At 28.7% G+C, this 24,835-nt stretch carries 24 protein-coding genes and 3 pseudogenes; 15 read left to right on the top strand and 12 right to left on the bottom strand.

The genetic code is table 11. The features are described from left to right. The first annotated feature begins 54 nt into the window (after positions 1–54). The 5 genes from czcD to FBF11_RS08590 all read left to right on the top strand — a co-directional run bounded on the left by czcD (position 55) and on the right by FBF11_RS08590 (position 3,882). Positions 55–1,005, top strand: coding sequence for a CDF family cation-efflux transporter CzcD (gene czcD, locus FBF11_RS05680; protein WP_002868589.1), 951 nt, complete (start codon positions 55–57; stop codon positions 1,003–1,005). Then, positions 995–1,189, top strand: a complete 195-nt coding sequence (locus FBF11_RS05675; RefSeq protein WP_002852760.1) for a cation transporter — start codon at positions 995–997, stop codon at positions 1,187–1,189. The genes czcD and FBF11_RS05675 overlap by 11 nt, the downstream gene beginning before the upstream one ends. Beyond that, the gene (gene copA, locus FBF11_RS05670) at positions 1,189–3,288 is read left to right on the top strand and encodes a copper-translocating P-type ATPase CopA (protein WP_002868590.1); all 2,100 of its coding nucleotides are present in this window, start codon (positions 1,189–1,191) and stop codon (positions 3,286–3,288) included. The genes FBF11_RS05675 and copA overlap by 1 nt, the downstream gene beginning before the upstream one ends. Positions 3,289–3,359: 71 nt before the next feature. Further along, positions 3,360–3,539, top strand: coding sequence for a DUF2165 family protein (locus tag FBF11_RS08595; RefSeq protein WP_002868591.1), 180 nt, complete (start codon positions 3,360–3,362; stop codon positions 3,537–3,539). A 115-nt stretch (positions 3,540–3,654) separates the two neighbouring features. Further along, a complete protein-coding gene (locus tag FBF11_RS08590) occupies positions 3,655–3,882 on the top strand; it encodes a DUF2165 family protein (protein WP_002868592.1) in 228 nt (75 codons plus the stop codon). Here the strand turns inward: FBF11_RS08590 and FBF11_RS05655 are convergent. Further along, positions 3,879–5,408 carry a DNA polymerase III subunit gamma/tau gene (locus tag FBF11_RS05655; protein WP_002868593.1) on the bottom strand — a complete coding sequence of 510 codons (1,530 nt, stop codon included), beginning with the start codon at positions 5,406–5,408 and terminating at the stop codon, positions 3,879–3,881. The genes FBF11_RS08590 and FBF11_RS05655 overlap by 4 nt on opposite strands. A 3-nt stretch (positions 5,409–5,411) precedes the next feature. Further along, entirely contained in the window at positions 5,412–6,710 is a 1,299-nt protein-coding gene (gene rho / locus FBF11_RS05650) for a transcription termination factor Rho (RefSeq protein ID WP_002852852.1), read from the bottom strand. A gap of 108 nt (positions 6,711–6,818) precedes the next feature. Between rho and FBF11_RS05645 the strand changes: the two genes are divergently transcribed. Both FBF11_RS05645 and ccoS read left to right on the top strand, forming a co-directional pair. Further along, positions 6,819–9,176 (top strand): heavy metal translocating P-type ATPase, encoded by a 2,358-nt coding sequence (locus tag FBF11_RS05645; RefSeq protein ID WP_079254749.1) that lies wholly within the window; start codon positions 6,819–6,821, stop codon positions 9,174–9,176. Next, complete coding sequence (ccoS, locus tag FBF11_RS05640; RefSeq protein WP_002852798.1) at positions 9,173–9,379, top strand: cbb3-type cytochrome oxidase assembly protein CcoS; 207 nt, start codon at positions 9,173–9,175, stop codon at positions 9,377–9,379. The genes FBF11_RS05645 and ccoS overlap by 4 nt, the downstream gene beginning before the upstream one ends. A gap of 22 nt (positions 9,380–9,401) precedes the next feature. Here the strand turns inward: ccoS and FBF11_RS05635 are convergent, their stop codons facing one another. After that, on the bottom strand, positions 9,402–9,704 hold the full coding sequence (locus FBF11_RS05635; RefSeq protein ID WP_002852762.1) for a cytochrome c: 303 nt from the start codon (positions 9,702–9,704) through the stop codon (positions 9,402–9,404). A gap of 80 nt (positions 9,705–9,784) precedes the next feature. Between FBF11_RS05635 and gmhB the strand changes: the two are divergent. The 4 genes and pseudogenes from gmhB (at position 9,785) to gmhA (ending at position 13,235) form a co-directional block, all read left to right on the top strand. Continuing rightward, positions 9,785–10,346: pseudogene (gene gmhB, locus FBF11_RS05630) on the top strand (D-glycero-alpha-D-manno-heptose-1,7-bisphosphate 7-phosphatase). Beyond that, positions 10,347–11,300, top strand: a complete 954-nt coding sequence (gene rfaD, locus FBF11_RS05625; RefSeq protein ID WP_057096888.1) for an ADP-glyceromanno-heptose 6-epimerase — start codon at positions 10,347–10,349, stop codon at positions 11,298–11,300. It abuts the pseudogene before it with no gap. Beyond that, positions 11,293–12,678, top strand: a complete 1,386-nt coding sequence (gene rfaE1, locus FBF11_RS05620; protein WP_002858114.1) for a D-glycero-beta-D-manno-heptose-7-phosphate kinase — start codon at positions 11,293–11,295, stop codon at positions 12,676–12,678. Before rfaD ends, rfaE1 begins: the two co-directional genes overlap by 8 nt. After that, the gene (gene gmhA, locus FBF11_RS05615; protein ID WP_002875424.1) at positions 12,675–13,235 is read left to right on the top strand and encodes a D-sedoheptulose 7-phosphate isomerase; all 561 of its coding nucleotides are present in this window, start codon (positions 12,675–12,677) and stop codon (positions 13,233–13,235) included. The genes rfaE1 and gmhA overlap by 4 nt, the downstream gene beginning before the upstream one ends. Here gmhA and waaF read toward each other — a convergent pair. Beyond that, entirely contained in the window at positions 13,216–14,175 is a 960-nt protein-coding gene (gene waaF, locus FBF11_RS05610) for a lipopolysaccharide heptosyltransferase II (RefSeq protein ID WP_002875425.1), read from the bottom strand. The two genes, gmhA and waaF, sit on opposite strands and share 20 nt — an antisense overlap. A 58-nt stretch (positions 14,176–14,233) precedes the next feature. On the opposite strand from waaF, the gene FBF11_RS05605 reads away from it, so the two are divergent. Together FBF11_RS05605 and FBF11_RS05600 are read left to right on the top strand one after the other, a co-directional pair. Then, on the top strand, positions 14,234–15,058 hold the full coding sequence (locus FBF11_RS05605; protein WP_002858096.1) for a glycosyltransferase family 2 protein: 825 nt from the start codon (positions 14,234–14,236) through the stop codon (positions 15,056–15,058). Then, on the top strand, positions 15,042–15,890 hold the full coding sequence (locus tag FBF11_RS05600; RefSeq protein ID WP_019108742.1) for a glycosyltransferase: 849 nt from the start codon (positions 15,042–15,044) through the stop codon (positions 15,888–15,890). Before FBF11_RS05605 ends, FBF11_RS05600 begins: the two co-directional genes overlap by 17 nt. On the opposite strand, the gene FBF11_RS05595 is transcribed toward FBF11_RS05600, so the two are convergent. The 6 genes and pseudogenes from FBF11_RS05595 to FBF11_RS05575 all read right to left on the bottom strand — a co-directional run bounded on the left by FBF11_RS05595 (position 15,885) and on the right by FBF11_RS05575 (position 20,499). Then, positions 15,885–16,547 (bottom strand): N-acylneuraminate cytidylyltransferase, encoded by a 663-nt coding sequence (locus FBF11_RS05595; protein WP_002881429.1) that lies wholly within the window; start codon positions 16,545–16,547, stop codon positions 15,885–15,887. The genes FBF11_RS05600 and FBF11_RS05595 overlap by 6 nt on opposite strands. An 81-nt stretch (positions 16,548–16,628) precedes the next feature. Next, positions 16,629–16,844, bottom strand: a pseudogene (locus FBF11_RS08660) (hypothetical protein); the annotation flags it as partial. 83 nt (positions 16,845–16,927) lie between these two features. Continuing rightward, complete coding sequence (locus FBF11_RS05590; RefSeq protein ID WP_168977465.1) at positions 16,928–17,494, bottom strand: hypothetical protein; 567 nt, start codon at positions 17,492–17,494, stop codon at positions 16,928–16,930. Beyond that, complete coding sequence (gene neuC, locus FBF11_RS05585) at positions 17,491–18,606, bottom strand: UDP-N-acetylglucosamine 2-epimerase (protein ID WP_002858400.1); 1,116 nt, start codon at positions 18,604–18,606, stop codon at positions 17,491–17,493. Before neuC ends, FBF11_RS05590 begins: the two co-directional genes overlap by 4 nt. Continuing rightward, positions 18,603–19,634: a sialic acid synthase gene (gene neuB1, locus FBF11_RS05580; protein WP_002858213.1), complete on the bottom strand. Its 1,032-nt coding sequence runs from the start codon at positions 19,632–19,634 to the stop codon at positions 18,603–18,605. Before neuB1 ends, neuC begins: the two co-directional genes overlap by 4 nt. Next, complete coding sequence (locus FBF11_RS05575) at positions 19,615–20,499, bottom strand: alpha-2,3-sialyltransferase (protein ID WP_002858290.1); 885 nt, start codon at positions 20,497–20,499, stop codon at positions 19,615–19,617. Before FBF11_RS05575 ends, neuB1 begins: the two co-directional genes overlap by 20 nt. Positions 20,500–20,553: 54 nt before the next feature. Between FBF11_RS05575 and wlaN the strand changes: the two are divergent. Further along, a pseudogene (wlaN, locus tag FBF11_RS05570) lies at positions 20,554–21,466 on the top strand (beta-1,3 galactosyltransferase). On the opposite strand, the gene FBF11_RS05565 reads toward wlaN, so the two are convergent. Continuing rightward, positions 21,455–22,624, bottom strand: coding sequence for a glycosyltransferase family 2 protein (locus FBF11_RS05565; protein WP_002858320.1), 1,170 nt, complete (start codon positions 22,622–22,624; stop codon positions 21,455–21,457). The pseudogene wlaN and the gene FBF11_RS05565 overlap by 12 nt on opposite strands. A 57-nt stretch (positions 22,625–22,681) precedes the next feature. Between FBF11_RS05565 and FBF11_RS05560 the strand changes: the two genes are divergently transcribed. Continuing rightward, positions 22,682–23,677: a capsular polysaccharide synthesis protein gene (locus FBF11_RS05560; protein WP_002858358.1), complete on the top strand. Its 996-nt coding sequence runs from the start codon at positions 22,682–22,684 to the stop codon at positions 23,675–23,677. Here the strand turns inward: FBF11_RS05560 and FBF11_RS05555 are convergent. Continuing rightward, on the bottom strand, positions 23,661–24,833 hold the full coding sequence (locus tag FBF11_RS05555; RefSeq protein ID WP_057096889.1) for a glycosyltransferase family 2 protein: 1,173 nt from the start codon (positions 24,831–24,833) through the stop codon (positions 23,661–23,663). The two genes, FBF11_RS05560 and FBF11_RS05555, sit on opposite strands and share 17 nt — an antisense overlap. Between the last annotated feature and the right edge of the window lie 2 nt (positions 24,834–24,835).

The raw sequence follows: 24,835 nt of genomic DNA, 5'->3' as shown, positions 1-24,835 counted from the left end.
TTTATATCCTTTTTAGCTTAATATCTTAAAATGTCAAGCAAAAAAGGATATAAGATGTATAAATTTTTATCACACGAGCCTTTAGCTAACAAATCTTGTCATCATAATCACGAAGAACATTCTCATGAACATCATCATTCCCATGCTGATGCAAGGAGTGTGGATAAAAAGATTTTAAAAATTTCTCTTTTAATGACTTTTTCTATGATGCTTGTGCAATTTATTTATTCAATCCTTTCAAATTCTTTAGCACTTTTAAGCGATACTTTGCATATGTTTTCTGATGTTTTTTCCTTAGCTCTTAGTTTTTTAGCCATTATAGCCGTAGAAAAATGGCAAGATCATCAAAAGACCTTTGGGTATTTTCGTCTTGAAGTTTTAGTGGCTTTTATCAATGCTCTAACCATTATTTTATCGGCTTTATTTATCATTTATGAAGCTATAGAAAAATTTATTAATCCAAAAGAAATTGATGTTAAAACCATGATAATTGTAGCTATTTTGGGCTTTTTGGTAAATGGGATTAATGCTTTGATGATGTTTAAGGGTGCAAATTTAGAAAATGTCAATATGAAGTCCGCTTTTTTGCATATGATGAGTGATTTATTGGGTTCTTTAGCGGTTATTATAGGTGGGATCGTGGTGTATTTTAGCGGTATTGTTTATATAGATACGATTTTAGCTATTGTATTATCAATCTTGCTTTTAAGATGGGCGATTATCTTGCTTAAACAAAGCGCTAATGTCTTGCTTGAAAGTTCTCCTGTGGATATAGAAAAAGTAAGACAAGTTTTGCTTTTAAATCCTAGTGTGGATGAGGTAGTGGATTTGCATATTACTCAAATCACTAATAAAATGCTAGTAGCCTCTATGCATTTAAAAGTAAGAGTTTGCAATCTAAAGGAATTTGAAAAACTATCTCAGGATTTATCTCATAAGTTATTGCATGAATTTGAAATCGGGCACATTACCATACAACCTATAAGGAGTGAAAATGAAATTTAAAGTAAAAAATGTTAATTGCATGAATTGTGTAAATTTGATCAAAAATTCTCTTGAAGATGAATTTGGAAATATAGAAGTGGATTTGGAGCAAAAAATTTTAAGTTTAAATTTAGAAGAAAATCAAGTATCAAATTTTACAAAAGAATTTCAAGATTTAGGTTTTGAGATTGTAGAGCGTTTATAATGGAAGAATTGCGTATAAAAATAGGCAAAATGACTTGCGTTAATTGTTCTAATGCTATAGAAAGAGCTTGTAAAAAAATTGATGGTGTTAAAGATGCTAGTGTTTCTTATGTGAATTCTAGCGGGGTTTTTTTACTTGAAGATCAAAAAAAACGCAAGGATATCATCGCAAAAATTCAAAATTTAGGCTTTGAAATTTTAGAAGATGAACAAAGCTTGAACGCATACAAGGCAAAAAAACACTTAGAATTAAGAAAAAATTTGCTCTTAAGTATAGTTTTGAGTGTGATTATTATGTATTTTGAAATGTTTGTTAAAAGTTCTTTTTCTCAAAATATCCAAATGGCTTTGAGTTTTTTTGGGATATTTTATTGTGGGAGAGACTTTTTTTCTCATGCTTTTTTAGGACTTAAAAGTAAAAATTTAGATATGAATACCCTTGTAGCTTTGGGGACTTTGAGTGCTTTTGTGTATTCTTTTTTGGTGTATTTGCAAATTTTCAAAGAAGAAGATTTGTATTTTAGTGGTGCAATGATGATTATTTCCTTTGTGCTTTTAGGAAAATATCTTGAAAGTAAGGCTAAATTTAAGGCACAAGATTATCAAAGAATTTTAGAAAATATAGACACAAAAAAGACAAAAATTTTGCTTGAAGATGAAAGTATCAAAGAAATTTCAAGTTCTTTTGTCAAAAGTGGCGATGTACTTTTGGTAAAAGAAGGAGAAAGTATTGTTGCAGATGGAGTAGTGCTTTTAGGGAGTGCAGAGCTTGATATGAGTTTTTTAAATGGGGAGTTTTTGCCTGTTTTAAAAAAAGAAGGCGATGAAGTTCAAGCAGGAGCAGTAGTTTTAAATGGTGCTTTAAGGATCAAAGCAAACAAAAAGGCCATGGATAGTACTTTAGAACAAATCAAAAATCTAGTTTTTGAAGCAGGAAGTATCAAAAGTCCTTTGGCAAATTTAGCAGATCAAATTTCTAAATACTTTGTAGGGGGTATAATATTTTTTGCTTTTTTAGTTTTTGTTTTTTGGGTGCTAAAAGCAGATTTAAATACAGCTTTTTTACACTCTTGTGCTGTGCTTTTGATCTCTTGTCCTTGTGCTTTAGGTCTTGCAACGCCTATAGCTTTGGTTGTGGCAAGTGCAAATGCGGCAAAAAATTTCATTCTTATTAAAAATCCTGCTGCTTTAGAAAAATTAGCCTTAGTTAAGTATGCTTTTTTTGATAAAACGGGTACATTAACAAAGGAAAATTTGAGTATTTTTAAACACAATCTTTCTAAAGATGATTTTGATAAATTATGTCAAATTGAAAGTTTAAGCTCTCATCCTATAGCTAAGGCTTTACATAAAGATCATTTTTTTGATTTAAAGGGTGAGGGAAGAGTGATTGTGGGTTCTGGTATAAAATACAAAGAAGATAATGATAATTATCTCGTAGGCAATGCACAGTTTTTGCACGAAAATGAAATTGACACAAAAGAAAGTGATATCTTTTTTGATACTTTTAAAGAATATGTTAGGGTGTATTTTGCTAAGAATAAAAAGTGTTTAGGCGGTGTTTTGTTAAGCAATGCTTTAAAAGATGGAGCCAAAGAGCTTGTGTTAAATTTAAAAAAGCAAAATCTTAAAACTTTTATTTTAAGCGGCGATCATGTAAAAAATGTAGAAAAAATAGCCAAAGAATTACAAATAGACGAATTTCACGCTCAGCTTAAGAGTGAAGAAAAACTACAAATCATTCAAAAATTTAAAAAAACTCTTTTTGTAGGAGATGGGATCAATGATGCGGCGGCTTTATCTGCTGCAAGTGTGAGTATGAGTTTTTCAAAGGCAAATGAACTTGCTAAAAAAACAGGAGATTTTATCTTGATAAAAGATGATTTATCAGCGATTTTTAAATGTTTTAAACTTGCTAAAAAAACACGCGGTATTATTAAGCTAAATCTTTTTTGGGCTTTTATTTATAATGTGCTTTGCATTCCTATCGCGGCAGGATTTATACCTTTTATCTCTTTAAGTCCTCATATAGCAGCACTTGCAATGTGTTTTAGTTCTATTACTGTAGTGCTTAATTCTTTAAGACTTAAAAGAATTTAAAAATTTAATTTTTATTAATAATATATTATATATAATTAATATTACTAAAATATATTATTAAAAGAGTATAAATGCAACAAAAATGTTTTTGCATAAGCAAAATGATTAGATTTTCAAAAATTATTATTTTGCTTACCGTTGTATCGTTAGCAGGTATAGTGGTTTTTGGAAATGTGACAGATTACAATTCTAATTTCCAATTTGTTTCGCATGTGATGAGTATGGATACAAAGCCTGATTTATTTAGGTAATGCTGTAGTTTATAATGGCTATTACTTCTCCCGTGATTTATCATATAGGCTATATAGCAATTATTCTTTTTGAAACTTTTATTGCCTTAACAGCTCTAAAAAAGGTGCTTATGATATGTTTAAAGCTAGAAATTTAGATGCTCAAAGCTTTCATAATGCTAAGATTTTTTGGGATTATTTCTTTAACTTGTGTATTTTATGGTTTTTTGCCTTCCAAGTAGTTGTTGCAGAATGGTTTGGAATGTGGATGAGTAAGGTTTGGAAAGGTTTACCTGATACTATAAGATTGGTAACTTATATGTTTTTAGCTTTGATTTTCATCTCTCTTAAAAATGATGATTAATTTTCTATACTAGGCTCTCCAAAACAATCTTTAAGAGCCTCTTTAAGATCTTCTTGTGGGTCAAATTTTTTGGCCCCTTCTTTAAGCATATTAATAGAACTTTGAATATCTATGTTTTTATTTTCATTGTTTGGTAATTCTTGAGTTAAGGATTGAAGCTTATTTTCATCAATTGTTAGTGCTTTTTGCACATTAATTTTAGCATTTTCTCCAAATTTAGCTTTAAAAAGTTCTTGTATGAGTTTAAAACCTTTATTGAGTGTATCGCGATTTTGTCCTTGTGCGTTTGAGCTTATATTTAAGGTATTGTTTTCAAAACTAATAAATTTTGTGCTTTGTTTAAAGCATTCTGCAAGATCAAAATCCCTATCATAAATACTATCAAGCAAGATTTCATAAGCATTTTTTTCTATTTTTTTCTCAAGATTAGGTATGATAGGAGAAGGTGTGATCCTAGGTGTAATATTTGTTATATTTTCTTGTTTGATTTCTTGGATTTGTGCATCAATTTCTTTTAAATGGCTTGCTTCCATCATCATAAAAGCCATAACACAAAGCGTAAAGCCATCATCATCGCAAAGCATATTTTTAGCTTTTGATAAAATACGGAAAAATCTTTCATAAATTAAAATAGAAAATTCCGTACTTTTTGCAAAAAAGCTTTCTTTTAAATAAAAAAGCATTTCATCAATCACGCTTGAGGCTTCATAGTCTTGTAATTCTTCTAAGTATGCAAAAACTTTTTCCTTGTCTTTTGTTAAGATAGCCTGATAAAAGGCTTTGATTTTTTGAGGATCTAAAAAGCCTAGCATATCGGTAATCTTGCTAATGCTGATTTCATTTTGACAAAAAATAATAGCTTGGTCAAGCAAGGTTAAAGTATCTCTTAAAGATCCATTACCGCTTCTTGCTATGAATTTTAAAGCTTCTTCTTCAAATTTAACATTTTCTTTAAGTAAAATTTCTTTAAGATGATTTAAAATTTCACTCTGTGGAATTTGTTTAAAGCGAAAATGTTGCGTTCTTGAAAGCACGGTAGCTGGGAGTTTTAAAGGATCAGTGGTTGCAAGTATAAATTTAACATAACTTGGGGGTTCTTCTAAGGTTTTTAAAAGTGCATTTGCAGCCTGTGGGGTAAGCATATGTACTTCATCAATGATGAAAATTTTAAATCTTGCCATAGAAGGGGTGTATTTGGTTTGTTCGATTAAGGCTTGTATATCTTCAAGCCCACGGTTGCTTGCAGCATCCATTTCTATAATGTCTATATGTTTGCCTTCAAGTGCTGCAAGACAGTGTTTGCAAGTGCCACATGGAGTATCACTTGGTCCTTGTTCGCAAACTAAAGCACGAGAAAAAATTCTAGCACTTGAAGTTTTTCCACTTCCTCTAAGTCCTGAAAAAAGATAAGCATGAGCTAAGCGATTATGATTTAGGGCGTATTTTAAACTTACGCTAACTGTCTTTTGTCCTATGAGTTCATCAAAGGTTTTTGGTCTGTATTTAATCGCTAAAGCTTGGAGCATTTTCTACTCGTTCATTATAGATAAAAGTTCTACATTGTCTTTGGTTTTAAGCATTTTAGAATATAAAAATTTCAACGCTTCAACATCATCCATTTGAGAAATCGCTGAACGGATTGCCCAAATTTTTTGAAGGTTTGCCACACCTTGGAGTAATTCTTCTTTTCTTGTTCCTGATTTGATGATATTAATCGCAGGATAAATTCTTCTATCGGCGATATTTCTATCAAGAACTATTTCGCTATTTCCTGTGCCTTTAAATTCTTCAAAAATCACATCATCCATTCTTGAACCTGTATCAATTAAAGCTGTAGCAACTATGGTTAAAGAGCCTCCATTTTCTATATTTCTAGCTGCACCAAAGAAGCGTTTTGGTTTGTGTAGGGCATTAGCATCCACCCCGCCGCTTAGGACTTTTCCACTGCTTGGAGTTGCGGTGTTATAAGCACGTGCCAGTCTTGTGATACTATCAAGTAAGATGATAACATCTTTGCCTGTTTCTACCATTCTTTTGGCTTTTTCTATCACGAGTTCGGCTACACGCACATGATTATAAGCAGGTAAATCAAAAGTAGAACTAAAAACTTCGCCTTTTACACATCTTTGCATATCGGTAACTTCTTCAGGTCTTTCATCGACTAAAAGTACGATTAAATGCATTTCTGGGTGGTTTTTTGCAATAGCAGTAGCAAGTTCTTTCATAAGCTCTGTTTTACCTGTGCGTGGTGGAGCAACGATAAGCCCGCGTTGTCCTTTTCCTATAGGAGTAAAAAGATCCAAAACACGACCTGTAAGCTTCATTGCATCGTATTCGAGTTTGATTTTTTCTGTTGGAAAAATAGGGGTTAAGTTATCAAATAAAGGTCTTTCTTTGGCTTCTTGTAAAGGCAGATAATTGATCGCTTCGATTTTTAAAAGAGCGTAGTATTTTTCTTGATCTTTTGGTTCTCTAACTTGTCCTGTAACGATATCGCCTACACGCAGAGCAAATTTTTTAATTTGTGAATTTGAAACATAAGCGTCATTAACACTATCGCTAAGATTAGAGTCCATACCTCTTAAAAAGCCATAACCTTCGGAAGAAATTTCTAAAATCCCTGTAAAAAGTATAAAACCGCCTTTTTTTGTTTGTGCTTTTAAAATTTCAAAAATAAGTTCTTGGCGGCGAAATTCTCTTGGGTTTTCGATTTCGCATTCATTGGCGATTTTAACTAGATTTTCTAAATCTAATAATTTTAATTCTTCGATTTTATAACCTTCCACTGGAACGTGGGTTCTTTGATGTTGTTTTTTTTCTTTTTCCATAAGTCCTCGTAAGATTTAGCAGAATAATTTTTGTAAAATGTGATTTTAATAAAAAAATGCACTTTTTGTCAAATTTGTTTATAATTATAAAAAATATTTTTTTAAAGAATGATTATGAAATGTGAACATTGCAAACTTGATTATAAACAAGCCCAAATGATAGAGTATAAGGGTAAATTTTTTTGTTGTAAAGGTTGTGAGAGCGTTTGGGAAATTTTGCATGAAAGTGGATTAGATGAGTTTTATGAAAAGCTTGGAAATCAAACTTTAAGCCCTGTAAATTTTCAAAATGAAATGAAAAATTATGATGAGTTTATCACTAAAACCAAAGAAGGATTTAGTGAAATTTATCTCATGATACACGGTATAGAATGTGCAGCTTGTGTGTGGCTTAATGAGAAAATTTTAACCAAACAAGAAGGAATTTTAGAACTTGATATTAATCATTTAAACCATAAAGCACGCATTGTTTTTGATGAGCAAAGCATTTCTTTGGTGCAAATTTTAAGACTTATTGAAAGCATAGGCTATAAAGCGAGTGCTTATGATGCGAGCAAGGCTTCAAAAAAAGCGGATTTACTAAAAAGGGAATTTTATTCTAAGCTTGTTGTGGCTATAGCTTGTGTGATGAATATCATGTGGATAGCAGTGGCAAAATACGCAGGATTTTTTAGCGGTATGGATAAGGACACTAAGGATATTTTAAATTTTGCTGAATTTATCCTTTGTTCTCCTGTGCTTTTTTATACGGGATCTCATTTTTATAAAAGCGCTTTTAAAACTTTAAAAATGCATAGTTTAAATATGGATGTATTGGTGATTAGCGGAGCGAGTTTGGCTTATGTTTATTCTTTATGGGCCATGTTTTTTAGGGTGGGGGAAGTGTATTTTGACTCTGTGGCGATGATAATTTGCTTTGTATTTATAGGTAAATATCTTGAGATGTTTAGCAAAAAGCGTGCTTTAGATACCATAGATGGGCTTAATGATTTTTTGCAAAATGAAGTTTTAGTTTTCAATGGTAAAGAATTTGTTTCTAAAGAAGTGCAAAAGGTTTGTTTAGGAGATAGAATTTTACTTAAAACTGGAGATAAAATTTTAATCGATGGGATTTGTAAAAGTGGTGAAATGAGCGTGGATACCTCTTCTTTAAATGGAGAAAGTATTCCAAAACTCATACAAAAAGAAAATGAAATTTTTTCAGCTTGTATAGTGCTTGATGGAAGTGTGGAGTATGAAGCAACAAAGCTTTACAAAGATTCAAAACTCAGTCAAATTATCCAGCTTTTAGAACTTGCGAGTTCTAAAAAAGCAAAACTTGAAAGTTTGGTCAATAGTCTTTCGGCTTATTTTTCTAGAACGGTTTTATTGATCGCTTTTATTTGTTTTGCTTTTTGGTTTTTTTATAAAGATGCAAGTTTTGAAATTTCTTTAGTCAATGCGATTGCAGTTTTAATTATCGCTTGTCCTTGCGCTTTGGCTTTAGCAACGCCAGTGAGCAATCTTGTGGCCTTAGGTAGGGCTTTAAAAAAGCATATTTTGTTTAAAAGTTCTAGTGTGATAGAAGATTTAAGCAAATGTGATTGCGTGGTATTTGATAAAACGGGTATTTTAACCAAAATAGAGCTTGAACTTAAAGAGGTTTTTTTAGATAAAGCGCTTGATTTAAACGAGCTTTATAATTTTGTAAAACTTTCTAAACATCCTATATCTCAAAATATTGCGTCGTATTTAAAGCAAAAAGGAGCTAAGGATTTAAATTTGAATTTTAAAAAGCATTCAAGTATTCAAGCTAAAGGTTTAAGTGCTGAGTTAAATGAAGGGTTGCTTTTAGGCGGAAGTTCTAAATTTTTGCAAGAAAAGGGTATTGTGGCTAAAGAATTTGATAATACACATTTTATTTTTGCCAAGGAAGGTAAAATTTTAGCTTTTTTTGAGTTTGATAGTGTTTTAAGAGAAGGTGCAAAAGAGCTTATTGCTTATCTTAAAAAAGAAAAGAAAGAATTAATGATACTTAGTGGCGATCATCAAAAAGCAGTGGAAAAAATCGCTAAAAAGTTAGAAATTCAAAATTATCAAGCTTCTTGTTTGCCTGAAGATAAGATGAAAACTATAGAAAATTTAAGTAAAAATTACAAAGTTTTATTTGTAGGTGATGGGGTAAATGATGCACTAGCTTTAAAATACGCAAGTGTTTCAATGACTTTAAGAGAAGGAAGTGATCTAGCTATAGAAAGTAGTGATGTTTTGCTTTTGAAAAATGACTTGCTTTCTTTAAAAAAAGCCATCAAATTATCTAAAAACACCTTTAAAATTATCAAGCAAAACCTTGCTTTTTCTTTGTTTTATAATGCTTGCACCATACCTTTGGCTTTTTTGGGTATGATAAATCCTTTATTTGCTGCTATTTCTATGTCTTTTAGTAGTATAATAGTCGTTTTAAATGCTTTAAGGATTAAAGAATGAATAGTATAATCATGATGATGATAGGAGTTTCTATCTTAGCGTTTTTTATCATTTTGGCAACTTTGCTTTGGGGGATTAAAAATAAGCAATTTGATGATGATTATAAATTTACTACTTTAAATGATGATGAGGATTCTTTACGTGATGCTATAGAATTAGAAAGACGTAAAAAAGAAGCTTTGGATAAAAAAAGGCTTTCTTAAAAAGGAAAGCCTTTTGTAGAAATTATTTTAAAGTTTCAATATGAGCTTCGATAGCTTTAAAATCTTCTTCAGTTAAACCTTTAAGGTTAAGTTTCATGATCGCACCTTGACCATAAGCATTTCTTTTACCTTCTGAATATTCTTTCATGTATTGAAGTCTTTCAGCAGAAGAAAGAGTTTTTAAGGCTGGAACTTTGTTTAAGTAAACTTTGTCAGCATTTGCACCATGGCATACTGCGCATTTTTTAAAAAGTGTAGCACCATCTGCAGCAAAAGCAGAAACACCAAGACATGCCAAAGCAGAAACTACTAATAATTTTTTCATTTGATTTCTCCTCAGTAAAAATTAGATTGCTAGATATTATATATCTTTATTTTTATAAAAATCTTAAGAAAATAAAGATAATGTTTATTTTCTTTTCAAAAAAGCTATATTATAATGTTTTTTATGAAAACAAAAGCATTATTTTTAGATAGAGACGGTGTGATTAATATAGATAAAAAATATGTCTATAAAATAGAAGATTTTGAATTTTGTGATGGAATTTTTGAACTTTGTAGATATTTTTTAGCTAAAAAATATTTGCTTTTTATAGCGACAAATCAATCAGGCATTGCAAGAGGATATTATAAGGAAAGTGAATTTTTTAAGCTTTGTGATTATATGCTTAAAGAATTTACTAAACAAGGTATAAAAATTGATAAAATTTATCATTGTCCGCATTTAGAAGGTTGTGAATGTCGCAAACCTAAAGCAGGAATGCTTTTAAAAGCAAAAGATGAGTTTAATTTAGATATGAAAAATTCTATTTTTATCGGAGATAATCTAAGCGATATGCAAGCAGGGTTAAATGCTAATATTGGCACTTTGATTTTGGTAAATGAAGAAAAAAAAGAAGGCGATTTTTTTAGACAATTTAAAAATTTAAAAGAAATTTTGAGCTTTTTTAAAGAAAAGGACATTTAAATGAGAGTAGCAATCACAGGTGGTGCAGGATTTATAGGTTCGCAACTGGCTTTAAATTTGCAAGAAAAACATGAAATTTTAATCATTGATAAAATGCGTAGCAATGCGACTTTTGAAAATGGAAATTTACAAAGTTTTGGGCATTTTAAAAATTTACTTAAATTTGATGGAGAGCTTTTTGCAGGTGATATTAACGATGAAAAAGTTTTAAAAAAGATTGAAGATTTTAAGCCAGAGATTATTTTTCATCAAGCAGCAATTTCAGACACTACGGTTTTTGATCAAACTAAGGTTTTACAAACCAATTTAAATACTTTTAAAGATTTTATAGAACTTAGCATAGATCTTAATGCAAAGCTTATTTATGCAAGTTCAGCTTCGGTTTATGGTGATGCAAAAAGTCCACAAACTGTAGGTAAAGATGAAGAACCAAAAAATCCTTATGCTTTTTCAAAATTGATGATGGATAAGTTAGCGAAAAAATACTACGATAAAGCTCATTTGGTAGGACTTAGATATTTTAATGTTTATGGAAAAGGCGAATTTTATAAAAACAAAACCGCTTCTATGGTTTTGCAATTTGGCCATCAAATTTTAGCAGGAAAAAATCCACGATTGTTTGAAGGAAGTGATCAAATTTATAGGGATTTTACTTATATTAAAGATGTTATTAGTGCTAATTTAATCGCCCTTGATTCAAAATGTGGGGTTTATAATGTAGGCAGTGGTAAAGCAAGAACCTTTCAAGATATAGTTGATATTTTGCAAAAAGAGTTAAAGACTGATTTGCCTTGTGAATATATCCCAAATCCTTATGTAAAATCTTATCAGTTCCATACTGAAGCAAAACTAGATCAAACTTGGAATTATCAGCCAAAATTTAGCCTTGAAGAGGGTATAAAAGATTATTTAGGCGAGATAAAAAGACTTTTTGAAAAGGAAGTAAATGCTTGAGTTTTTAAGTCAGCAAAAACCTAAAATTTTGATTATAGGAGATTTTATGGTGGATAATTACACTTGGTGTGATTGTTCGCGTATCAGCCCTGAAGCCCCTGTTTTAATAGCTAAAACTCTTAAAGAAGATAAAAGATTAGGCGGGGCTGCGAATGTTTATGCAAATTTAAAAAGCTTGGGAGCTGATGTTTTTGCGCTCGGTGTTGTGGGCGATGATGAGAGTGGAAAATTTTTACAAGAAAATTTAAAAGGAGAATTTTTGATCCAAAAAGGACGCAAAACTCCTTTTAAAAATCGTATTATGGCGCATAATCAGCAGGTTTTAAGACTGGATGAAGAAGATATAAGTGAGATTTTGCTTGAAAATGAGCTTATTGCTTTGTTTGATGAAAAGATTAAAGACTTTAAGGCTGTGGTTTTAAGCGATTATGCCAAAGGTGTTTTAACCCCTAAAGTTTGTAAGGCTGTGATAGAAAAGGCTAAGGTTTTAAATATCCCTGTTTTGGTTGATCCTAAGGGGAGTGATTTTAACAAATACAGCGGTGCAACTTTACTTACACCTAATAAAAAAGAAGCTTTAGAGGCTTTGAAATTTGAAAATTTAGAGGGTGAAAATTTAGAAAAAGGCATCAAAAAATTAAAAGAAGATTTTTCTTTGCGTTATTCTATCATCACTCTTTCAGAAGCTGGAATTGCACTTTTTGATGAGGGTTTGAAAATCGCACCTGCTAAAGCCTTAGAGGTTTATGATGTAACAGGAGCGGGCGATAGTGTGATTGCCGTTTTGGCTTTTTGTTTGGCAAATGAAATTGAAATTTTTAAAGCTTGCGAACTTGCCAATGAAGCCGCAGCTGTTGTGGTAAGTAAAATAGGTAGCGTGAGTGTGAGTTTTGATGAGATTAAAAGTTTTAAGCGCGTGGATTTTGAGAAAAAAATCAAAAGCAAAGAAGAACTTTTGGTACTTTTGAAACAAAATAATAAAAAGATTGTTTTTACAAATGGTTGTTTTGATATCGTGCATTTTGGACATATAAAATACCTTGACAAAGCTAAAAGATTGGGCGATGTTTTGATTGTAGGTTTGAACTCAGATGCGAGTGTGAAAAGACTCAAAGGCGAGAGTCGTCCTGTAAATTCAGAATTTCAAAGAGCTTGTATGTTGGCAGCTTTTTATTTTGTTGATTTTGTAGTGATTTTTGATGAAGACACGCCTTTAGAACTTATAAGCTTTTTAAAGCCTGATATTTTGGTTAAAGGAGCTGATTATAAAGATAAACTTGTTGTAGGTGCAGATATCGTTTCAAGGGTTGAATTAATCGACTTTGAAGAAGGATTTAGTACAAGTAAGATCATAGAAAAGATTAAGGATAAAAAATGATAAATTTAGTGGAAAAAGAATGGCAAGAACATCAAAAAATTGTTCAAGCAAGCGAAATTTTAAAAGGACAAATCGCTAAAGTAGGTGAGCTTTTGTGTGAGTGTCTTAAAAAAGGTGGTAAAATTTTAATTTGCGGAAACGGTGGAAGTGCGGCTGATGCTCAGCATTTTGCGGCTGAACTTAGCGGGCGTTATAAAAAAGAACGCAAGGCTTTAGCAGGCATAGCACTTACAACCGATACTTCAGCACTTAGTGCCATAGGAAATGACTATGGTTTTGAGTTTGTTTTTTCAAGACAAGTGGAAGCTTTAGGAAATGAAAATGATGTTTTAATCGGTATTTCAACGAGTGGAAAAAGCCCTAATGTTTTAGAAGCTTTTAAAAAAGCAAAAGAGCTTAATATGCTTTGTTTAGGACTTAGTGGAAAGGGTGGTGGAATGATGAATAAGCTTTGCGATCACAATCTTGTCGTGCCAAGCGATGATACAGCTAGAATTCAAGAAATGCACATTTTAATCATACACACACTTTGTCAGATCATAGATGAGAGTTTTTAAGTAAATTTTTAGCCTGTTCTATCACTTTTTCAGGCTTTAGATCTTTCATGCATTTGTGGTGTTTTAAAGGGCAGGTTTTTTGCATACAAGGCATACAAGCTAGATCTAAATGCACTAATTTTGCATTTTCATTTTGCCAAGGTGAAGTTTGAGTAAATTTCGTAGGGCCAAAAATAGCTACGGTTTTTACCTTATAAACCGCACTTAGGTGCATAGGTCCACTGTCATTTGTGATGAAAAGATCGCAAAAAGCGATATTTTGACAAAGGGTTTTGATGGTGGTTTTATTGCAAAGATTTTTTACTTTTATGTTTTGTTCTTTTAAAATTTGATAAATTTCATTACAAAGTTCTTGTTCGGCTTTTCCTGCACCAAAGATTAAAATATCATGACTTTGGCTGAAATTTAAAGCCACTTTAGCAAAATAACTCGCATCCCATCTTTTTGCACTTCCAAAGCTTGCACCAGGGTTGAGTCCTAGAATTTTTTTACCATTTCTTAAGATAAGAGGGTTTTGAAATTTTAGCTTAAAGGGAAGCTTTAAGTCCTTAAAATGAGCTTTTATACTAAGTGAATTTTCTATAAAATAAAGGTATTTTAAAACTTGATGTTCTTCTTTGTACTTGTTTTTGTCAAAAAAATATCTTTGTTTTGTTTTAAGGATATGCAAGATAATCTTAGAAGAGAACGCAGATCTAAAAGCAAAGCTAAGATCGATTTTACCAAGTTCTTTGCGTAAAGATAGAGCTTGTTTATAACGGGATAGTTTATTTTCTATGATGATTTTAGAATTAGGAAATTCTTTAAAAAGTGCTGTAGAAACAAAAGAACCATAAAGGATAAACTGAGCATCTTTAAAATGTTCTTTTATAGTGTATAAAGCAGGTGAAGCCATTACCGTATCGCCTAACCAGGTGGGAAGATGTATAAAAATTTTCATAAATTTCCTAAACTTTGATAGAATTGTTTTTATTATTTTAACAAAATTTAGGAAAAATATGCCACAACTTTCTATCATAATCCCGCTTTTTAATTCTTGCAATTTTATCTCAAGAGCTTTGCAAAGTTGTATAAATCAGACTTTAAAAGATATTGAAATTTTGATTATCGATGATAAAAGTAAAGATAATAGTTTAAATATGGTTTTAGAATTTGCTAAAAAAGATCCAAGGATAAAAATCTTTCAAAATGAAGAAAATTTGGGCACTTTTGCAAGTAGAAATTTGGGAGTTTTGCATTCTAGTTCTGATTTTATAATGTTTTTAGATAGTGATGATTTTTTAACTCTTGATGCTTGTAAAATAGCGCTTAAAGAGATGAAAAAAGGTTTTGATTTGCTTTGCTTTGATGCTTTTGTACATAGGGTAAAAACCAAGCAATTTTATCGTTTTAAACAAGATGAGTTTTTTAATCAAAAAGAATTTTTAGAATTTCTAAGCAAACAAAGGCATTTTTGCTGGTCGGTTTGGGCTAAGTGTTTTAGAAAAGATATTATCTTAAAAAGTTTTGAAAAAATTAAAATAGATGAGCGTTTGAGTTATGGCGAAGATGTGCTTTTTTGTTATGTTTATTTTATGTTTTGTGAGAAAATAGCTGTTTTTAAAACTTGCATTTATCATTATGAATTTAATCCAAATGGAAGATATGAAAACAAAAATAAAGAAATTTTATGGCAGAATTATCAAGATAAAAAGAAAAGCAATGAACTTGTAAAAAAGCTTTGTTTAAACTTTAAAAATAATGATTTTCATAAGAAGTTGTTTGAGGTTTTAGAGAAAGAAGAATTTGATTTACAAAGAAGGGTTGATGAAGCAAGAAATTAGTAGTTTTTGGTATACACCTAGAGGTTATAAAGGTATTGGTTTAATGGAGCTTTTATCTATAAAATCTTTTATAGATAATGGTTATAAATTTATACTTTATACTTATAATTTAGATGATAAAATTTTTAAAAAATTAGATGAATTATTTGATGATTTTGAATTAAAAGATGCAAATGAAATTGTTTCTTTTAAAAATTATTTTAGAGACGATAGGGGATCTGGAGTAGCAGCGTTTAGTGATTATTTTAGATACAATTTACTTTATCTTAAAAAAAAAAGGGGGGGGGTATGGGTAGATCTTGATATGATATGTTTAAATTATATTGATTTAAATGAAGAATATATCTTTACACAAGAAGTGGATGAAGATAATAAAAAATCAAGAATCACAACATCCTTTTTAAAATTTTCTCGATATTCAGATTTTGGAAAAAATCTTATACAAGAAGCAGAAAAAATCATTAATAAAAGAAAAAAAATCTCGTGGGGTGTTATAGGACCTTGGTTTTTAGCTGATCATGTAAAAAAATGTGGTTTAGAAAATTTTGTTTGGGATTATAAAAGAACTTGTCAGATTCCATGGTGTAATGTAAAAATTTTTTTAGATAATACTTCAATAGATATCAGTCAACCTTTCTTACATTTATTTTCAGAAATGTGGAGATTAAATAATATGGAGAAAAATACTTTTCATCAAATGGGAGTTTATGGACAACTTTTAAAAAAACATGAGATAGAAAAATTATATAATCAGATAAATACTTGTTTAAAAACATCAATGCTAGATAATATAGCATCCTTTTTAACCAAGTTTTTTATAAAAAAATTATAAGAAGCTTATATTATTAACTCTTTTTAAATCCTCTGTTGTATCTATATCCAAACTAGCTTTTTCGTCCATTATATAGCAACTTGTTTTTTCTTGTAGAAAAGTTGGGTTATTTAAAAATAAATTTGACTTTACTATATAAATTGCACCATTACTCATATAAGTTTTTGGTAATTTTTGTCTAGGCATAAATGGATATTTGTTATCACAAATTCCTTTTAAGTTACCATTATCATCTATAAAAGCTTTTAAAATTTTATTATCACATTCTACAACACTTATTAATGCATTTGAGTTTTCATTTTTAAATTTTAAAAAAGCTTCATCTATATGTACATTTGTCCTTAAAGGAGAAGTGGGTTGTAATAAAACAATATTTTCATAATCTTTATAAAAACTCAAGGTATGCAATACAACCTTATCACTAGTTGTATCATCTAGCGCTAATTCTTTAGGTCTTTTTAACACATCTACACCTTGAGTTTGTCCATATTCTAATATATCATCGCCATCACTACTTAAAACAATTTTATCTACATACTTTGAATTTTTTGCTGCATTGATAGTATAATACAACAAAGGCCTATCATGCAAAAGAGCTAAATTTTTATTTTTTATACCTTTTGAACCAGCTCGAGCAGGTATTATAGCTAAAGTCATTTTTTTACCACTCAATTTAAATTTATCTAATATTTCACGAATTACTTTTTCATCAAGCATTGTATAATTTATTTTCTTTATTTTTCTATGTCTATAATGGATTTTTTTAAAATCTTCTAAAGTTAAAGCATCCAAATGTTTTTGATAATCATTTCTATGATATTTTAAAGCAGGAAAATGCCATTGAAGTAATTCTGCTTGTAAGATTTTTATATGTTTGGGTATAATTTGCTGTTCAGAATACAATTCTTTCACAGTTTTTTCAGGATCAATCCACTGACTTTGCTTTGAAACCATTCTTTCTATAAATACACTATTGCACTTTTGAATTAACAATTGATCCCCTCCATCGATAAAACCACATTCTCCTATATTTTGAATTACAATTTTTCTAGTATTAAAAAATTAATTCTTGGAAATCTAACAGCAGTATTTTTTGATGCCATATAAAAACTCTTATATAATTTTTTTGCATCATAGTAATGATCCACATCTATTTTTATAAGCCACTCATCTTGCGGTATAAAACTAGCTACATAGTTATAATAACTATGAAGTTTATTTTCTTCGCTTTGCGGATTTTCAATTTGCACCTCATGGGGATATTTTACTGGTATAAACGAAGGGTATTGTTTGCAAAATTCCAAAATAATTTCTTCACTTCCATCAGTACAATCATTATATCCTATAACACCTCTTTGTATGGCAGGTAACATACTTTCAAGTGATACTCTTAAAGTAGTGGCTTCATTTTTTACTCTTATAAAAGCCCATGGATTTAAAGGAGATTTTGTATCTTTTGAGTTTGGATCAAAATCAAAAAAACCTTTATGCTTTTCATTGTAGATTTTTTTATTTAAGTTTAAAAAATATTCATTATCAAATTTTAATTTTTTATCAATTTTAAGCAATCTTAAAAAAGCTATAATTTTATAAAACAAAGTCATTTTTTATCCATGAATATTTTTTGCTTGTTTATAGTAAATAAAATATTATTTTTCAATAACCTATAAAATTGCTCAGAACTATTTAAAATTTCTAGTCTTTTATTTGTAATATTAGTGCATTTACTAGTATTTAAAATCGCTTCCAATATATCCTTTTCCTCTGCATTTACTCTTATTGTTTTATTAATGTCAGTTCTACCATCTTGTCTTGAACCAACTAAAATTCCATTTATATTAAGATATAAAGCTTCTTTTATTATACAACTTGAATTTCCTATGATAAAATTGGCATTTTTTAGCAAACTTATAAAATACTCAAATCTTAAAGAAGGAAAAATTTTAAATCTTTCATTATTTTTTAGCCTTTCATAATTTTGCAAAATTAATTCAAATCCTAAATCATTATTTGGATAAATAACTATATAATTTTTTTCACTTTTTATAAGAGCATTTACAAATTCTTCACTTTGTTTATATAAAGAGTTTATTTCGGTTGTAATTGGATGAAATATAGCTATGGCATAATTTTTAAATTTTATATCATAATATTTTTTTGCTTCATCTAAAGATATAGTATTATTTAGCAATTCTAAATCAGGAGAACCTATAATAAAAATAGATTTCTCATCTTCACCCATTTGTATTAATCTTTTTTTTGCTATTTCATCATTTACTAAATGAATATGTGCTAATTTACTAATAGCATGTCTTAAACTCTCATCTATAGTTCCTGAAAGCTCTCCGCCTTCTATATGTGCCACTAAGATATTATTTAAACTTCCTACTATAGCAGCAGCTAAAGGCTCCACTCTATCACCATGCACTACTATTAAATCAGGCTCTATCTCATGTATAAATTTAGAAAAACCATCTATTGTTGATGATAAAGCCTTATCCATCTGATAATACTTATCGTGATTTATATATTTATATATATTTTTAAAACCACATTTTTCTATTTCCATATAAGTAGAACCAAACTTTTTACTCATATGCATACCGGTTACAAATATAAATAATTCAAATTCATTTGAATTTTCAACTTTCATCATTAGAGATTTTATTTTAGAAAAATCAGCTCTAGTTCCGCTAACAAAAACTATTTTTTTCATTCAAAATCATCCCATGTTAGTTGTATATTATTTTTTATATCTTTTTTTGCTCTTTTTCCAAGTATGGCTTCAAAATCCTTTGCACTTATACCACCTTTTGAAGGTCTTTTTACCCAAATATTATCCATAGATAAAATTTCACCCTTTTTTATATCTTTAATACTTACTACACTAGCAAATGCAAAATCAATGGTCACTTGCTCTTCTTTTAAAGGATTTTTATTATTATCGCCTCTTAAAAGCACCATTTCTTGTGTTTGATTTATAAGATCTTTTAAAGTGCTTTCATCCATAGAGCAAACTATATCAGGGCCTTTTCTGTCCATGGTATCTGTAAAGTGTCTTTCTAGTACACTTGCTCCAAGAGCTATTGCACCTATACATGCAAGATTGTTTGTGGTATGATCACTAAGTCCATAAAGACAATTAAACTCTTTATATAATTCTAACATAGCTTGTAATCTTACTAAGTGCGATGGAGTAGGATATAAATTTGTAGTATGAAGCAAAACAAAAGGTATTTCATAATCTCTAAGTATCTTAACTGTGGGTTTTATACTTTCTATGCTATTCATTCCGGTGCTTATAATCATAGGTTTTTTAAATTGTGCTATATGTTTTATTAAAGGATAATTATTACATTCACCTGAGCCTATTTTATAAGCACTTACACCCATATCTTCTAAACGATTTGCTGCAGCTCTACTAAATGGAGTGCTAAGATATACCAAACCTTGCTTCTCTACATACTCTTTTAAAGCTAGTTCATCTTTATAGTTTAATGCACATTGTTCCATAATCTCATAAATGCTAATATTTGCATTACCCGGTATAACATTTTTAGCCTCTTGGCTCATTTCATCTTCGACTATATGAGTTTGGTGTTTTATTATCTTAGCTCCTGCTCTTTTGGCCGCATCTACCATAAGTTTTGCTATTTCTAAACTACCATTGTGATTTATACCTATTTCAGGGATTATCAAAGGATTTTTCTGAGAAATAGTTAATTTATCTATTTTTATTTGCATATTTTTCCTTTAAGTAGTGTTTTATGTCACTTGGAAGTCTAATTAGATCTTTTATTAGCTTATAATGGAGATTTTCTTTTAACCTACTTTTTTTTCCATAATATCTTTCTTGTGCATACTTATCTGGTATCAATATATCATTTATATATTTTTTTGGTTTTTTACTCAATACAAAATCACTTCCAATATCCGGAGCCAATTTAAAATACTCATCTGAATTTAAACTATAAATATTCACATCATACCTTTTCATTAGATAATCTAAAGCTTGTAAATCACATGCCATTGAATGATTGATAAATTTGAATTTTTGATTTTTAAAACCAGTGCATTTATTTAATAAATTTTTTTTATTATTATCGAAGGCATATAAATTATTTGTATCTTGATAAAAATCAATACCACTTATATATATACTTTTATATCCCAGAGCCACAGCTGTAGCACACATATAAACTCCACTAGTAATTCTTTGCCTATTGTATATTTCATTATATTTAATATAGGCAAAAAAATCTTTAAGCTTTTTTATAATCTCATGACCTAAAAAAGCATCACTAAAGTATAATTCAAAATTATCAACAAATTGAAATCCATCTATGTATTCTAAATTAATAGTAGAACAAACTATATTTTCTATGTTATATTCTTCGTTTTGTATAAGTTTTTTACTAGTATAGTATTGTTCAAAAAACACAAAAGGATTAAAAAAAACATATTTTACATCTTTACCCACAAAATATCTATCTTCAAAATAAAACTGATTGCATCTAAATACATCAAATTGTTTTGGTAACCTTTTATAATCTATATTTTTTAAACTAGGTCCATTACCGCATACCAAAGCATTAATATTCATACTCATTTTATTACCTTAAATTTATAGTATAATTATATCAAAAAAAAATAAAGAGCTAAAATGAGTCAAATTTCCATCATACTACCAACTTATAATGTGGAAAAATATATTGCTAGAGCATTAGAAAGTTGCATTAACCAAACTTTTAAAGATATAGAAATCATTGTAGTAGATGATTGTGGTAATGATAAAAGTATAGATATAGCTAAAGAGTATGCTAGTAAAGATGATAGAATAAAAATCATACATAATGAAGAGAATTTAAAGCTTTTAAGAGCAAGATATGAAGGTGCTAAAGTAGCAACTTCACCTTATATCATGTTTTTAGATTCTGATGATTATTTAGAACTTAATGCTTGCGAAGAATGTATTAAAATTTTGGATATGGGTGGGGGGGGGTAAAATTGATTTGTTGTGTTTTGAAGCTTTTATTACCAATGCAAAAAAATCAATAAAAAAATTAAATATAAAACAAGGAAAATACAACAACAAAGAATTTACAATGCAAATACTTAAAACTAAAAATCCATTTTGGACAATGTGGGCTAAAATAATCAAAAAAGATATTTATTTAAAAGCCTTCAACATGTTAAATCTCAAAAAAGAAATCAAAATAAATATGGCAGAAGATGCCTTATTATATTATCCTTTGACAATATTATCTAATGAAATATTTTACTTAACACAACCTTTGTATACCCAGCATGTAAATAGCAATTCTATAACAAATAATATTAATTCTTTAGAAGCTAATATTCAAGAACATAAAATTGTTTTAAATGTTTTAAAATCAATTAAAAATAAAAAAACACCTCTATATTTTCTAATTATATATTTATTAAAAATTCAATTATTGAAATATGAACAAAATTTTAATAAAAGAAATATAAATCTTATTTATTATAAAATAAATATTTTATATCAAAAATATCAATTCAAATGGAAAAAATTTTTATATAATTTAATTCCGTAAAGATATTAAAAATTTCATAACTTTATATCTTATTTTTGAAATTTTATAGGGTTTTAATAGTTGCAATTTCTCTTTAATACACAAAGGATCTTTATCGAATTTTTTAATTTTAAATGCATTTTTGATATAAAAATACAAAATAGTATCTTTCAGCAACGAAGAAATTTTTTTATCATGATAATTTTCTACAAATCGCACTAATTCTAAACTGGTTTCCACCCAACTAACATATTTAAAATACTCTTTTGCTAAAGTTGCATTCTCTTCAAATGCAATAAATATATCTTTAAAATATGGAAGTATATTATCTTTAGTGATTTTTTTATCTTGATTTGTCAAAGAATTAGCTCGAATTCTATAATAATAAAATACTTTAGGATAGACATAAATATTTTTAGCTTGCGAAAAAAGCAAAATTCCAAATAAATGATCTTCAGCAAAAATAGCGTCTTTAAATTTCATTTTTTTATCTTTTATATAATCAAAATCAATTATGCCACTCCACGCAAATGCAAAGTCTTTAATTTTATTTTGCCTTAGAAGCTTAAGCCACTCTATAGGATTTATTCTACATTCTTTCTTTATATTAATATCTTTTAAACGACTATGATGCTTGAAATAACTTTTTTCTATATCATGATATTCAATACTATCAAACCAAACCACATCTACCCCATCCATTCTAGGTACACATTCTTCTATGCAGTTTAATTCCCAATAATCATCAGAATCTAAAAAGATGATATAATCTATAATAGGATAAGTAAAGTTAGTTAAATCTTGTTCATTATTAAAAGCTTTATAGCTTTTATATACAGTATATATTTCATAAGGATTATTACCTTCTATGTTAAATTCTATTAAAGAATTTTCTTTTATAGTTTGAGTTTTATTTTTGAGTTTATATTCTCCACTAAAATATTCTATACCTACATTTCTAGCACTACTTAAACCACCATTTTTTTTATCAAAAAGAATTATTCTTTTATCTTTTAAAGTATATTCTTTTGCAATATTAAGTGAGTTTTCATCTGTACTACCATCATTTACTAGTATGATTTCTAAATTAGTATAAGTTTGATTGATTACACTATCTAAACATTCTTTTAGATATTTTTCTACATTGTATATGGGGATTACTACACCTACGGTTTTCATATATACATAACCTTAATTATTTTTGATATTATATCAAAAAACTTTTTAGGAATATATATGCAAATACAACAAAACAATTCTTTAATTTATAATACTTTAACAAAAAAACTAAGCTCATTTATACCCATAAAATCAACAAGAAGAAAATTAAGAAATCATATTCAATATAAGCTAGAACACCCTAAAGTGACTAATTATCTTTCAAACAACTATATTAATCCTTTTTTAGAAGGGAAAATTCCTCATTTTGATTTTGAAAAAAAACATTATTTTAAAAACGATAAAATTATTTGGCAATTTTGGTATCAAGGTAAAAATCAAGCTTCACCTATGATACAACAATGTTTTAACTCTGTACAAAGTCAAATGAAAGATGACTACACAATTATCATTTTAGATAAAGATAATATAAAAGATTACCTTGATTTTCCACCATTTGTTATAGAAAAATTAGAAAATAATTTTTTTGGAGAAAAAACTATAACTTTTTTTTCAGATCTTTTAAGAGTATGCTTGCTTGCAACTTATGGAGGTATATGGTGTGATGCAAGTATATTTTTAAGTTCTAAAATTCCTAGTGAACTTTGTGATAAAGACTTTTTTACCTTTGAAAGATCAAAAATAAAACCTAGTAAAGAAAAATTGAAAAAATTTATCAAAAGTGGATATTTTTCTTATGGATACTTTAACTGGAATGATGATTTTAAAGTTAAAATGCTAAGTAGTTTTATGATAGCCAAAACAAACAATACTTTTATTCAAACTCTAAAAGATATTTTAATGAATTATTGGAAAAATGAGCAATCAAGTGAAAATCACTATTATTTTATACTACATATCATATTTGAACTTTTAAAAGAGCATGGCTTTGTAAATGATATCTATAAAAACATGAGCGATATAGAATGCCATTTATTACAATTTAGTGCCAAAGAAAAATTTAATTCAACTCTTTGGGAAGAAATTCAAAAACAAAGCTTTTTACACAAACTCACGCATTTTAAATCTATAAAAAAAGATTCAATGATAGATAAAATCATTTTGCAAAGTTGATTTTATCTAAAATACCCTTTATTTTTTGCCAAATTTTCCAAAGATCATAAGGAATTTTTGTTTGGATAAAAGGTTTAATTATAGGTAATTTTTCCTTTAAATTCAAAGGATCTTTTTTAAATTTTTTAATCATCAAAGCCTTTTTTACATAAAAAGGCAAAAAAGCCTCTTTTATGGCTTGAGAATTTTCATTTTTTTGATCTTTAAAAAATTCTATCAACTCCAAAGCTGTTATCATCCTACTTGCTGCTTTTAAATAGTTTTTTGCCTCTTTAGCATTTTCTCCAAAAAATTCATACAAGTCTTTAAAATACTCTGACACATTTGCCTTTGTAACTTTTTTATCATGATTTGATATACTATTTGCCCTCAAACGGCATAAGTACAATCTTTTTGGTAAAATATAGATACTATCAGCACTCGCAAACAAAACCATGCCAAAATGAATATCTTCATTGATGATTTTGTTGATAAATTTAAGTTTTAATTGTTTTAAAAATGAAAAATCTATCATACCACCCCAGCTAAACGAGATATCCCTCGAACCTACTTTTATAGCTTGCTTAGCATAGTCTCTTGGAGTGATAGTGCATTCTTGAGTAAAATTAAATACATTCATCCTTGTTTTTTGACCCTTATCTTCTATACCATCATCATAAATACAAGCATGGTCAAACCATAATACATCTACATTTTGCATTCTTACAACACACTCTTCTATGCAGTTTAACTCCCAATAATTATCAGAATCTAAAAAGATAATATAATCAATCTTTGAAATTTCTAGCTTATCACTCGCTAAAGCATTTTTGTACTTATAAATTTTATAAATATTTTGTGGATTATCGCCAATAATCTTAAAAACATTTAATTCATTTTCTTTTTCAATATATTGTGTTTCATATTCTCCACTAAAATATTCTATACCTACATTTCTAGCACTACTTAAACCACCATTTTTTTTATTAAAAAGAATTATTCTTTTATCTTTTAAAGTATATTCTTTTGCAATATTAAGTGAGTTTTCATCTGTACTACCATCATTTACTAGTATGATTTCTAAATTAGTATAAGTTTGATTGATTACACTATCTAAACATTCTTTTAGATATTTTTCTACATTGTATATGGGGATTACTACACCTACTTTTTTCATGT

Origin of the sequence: Campylobacter sp. CFSAN093224, assembly GCF_012897395.1 — a bacterium.
In the GTDB taxonomy this organism is placed as follows: domain Bacteria; phylum Campylobacterota; class Campylobacteria; order Campylobacterales; family Campylobacteraceae; genus Campylobacter_D; species Campylobacter_D jejuni.
Note: the sequence above shows the minus strand (reverse complement) of the source record. Positions and strands in the feature narration are given on the sequence as shown.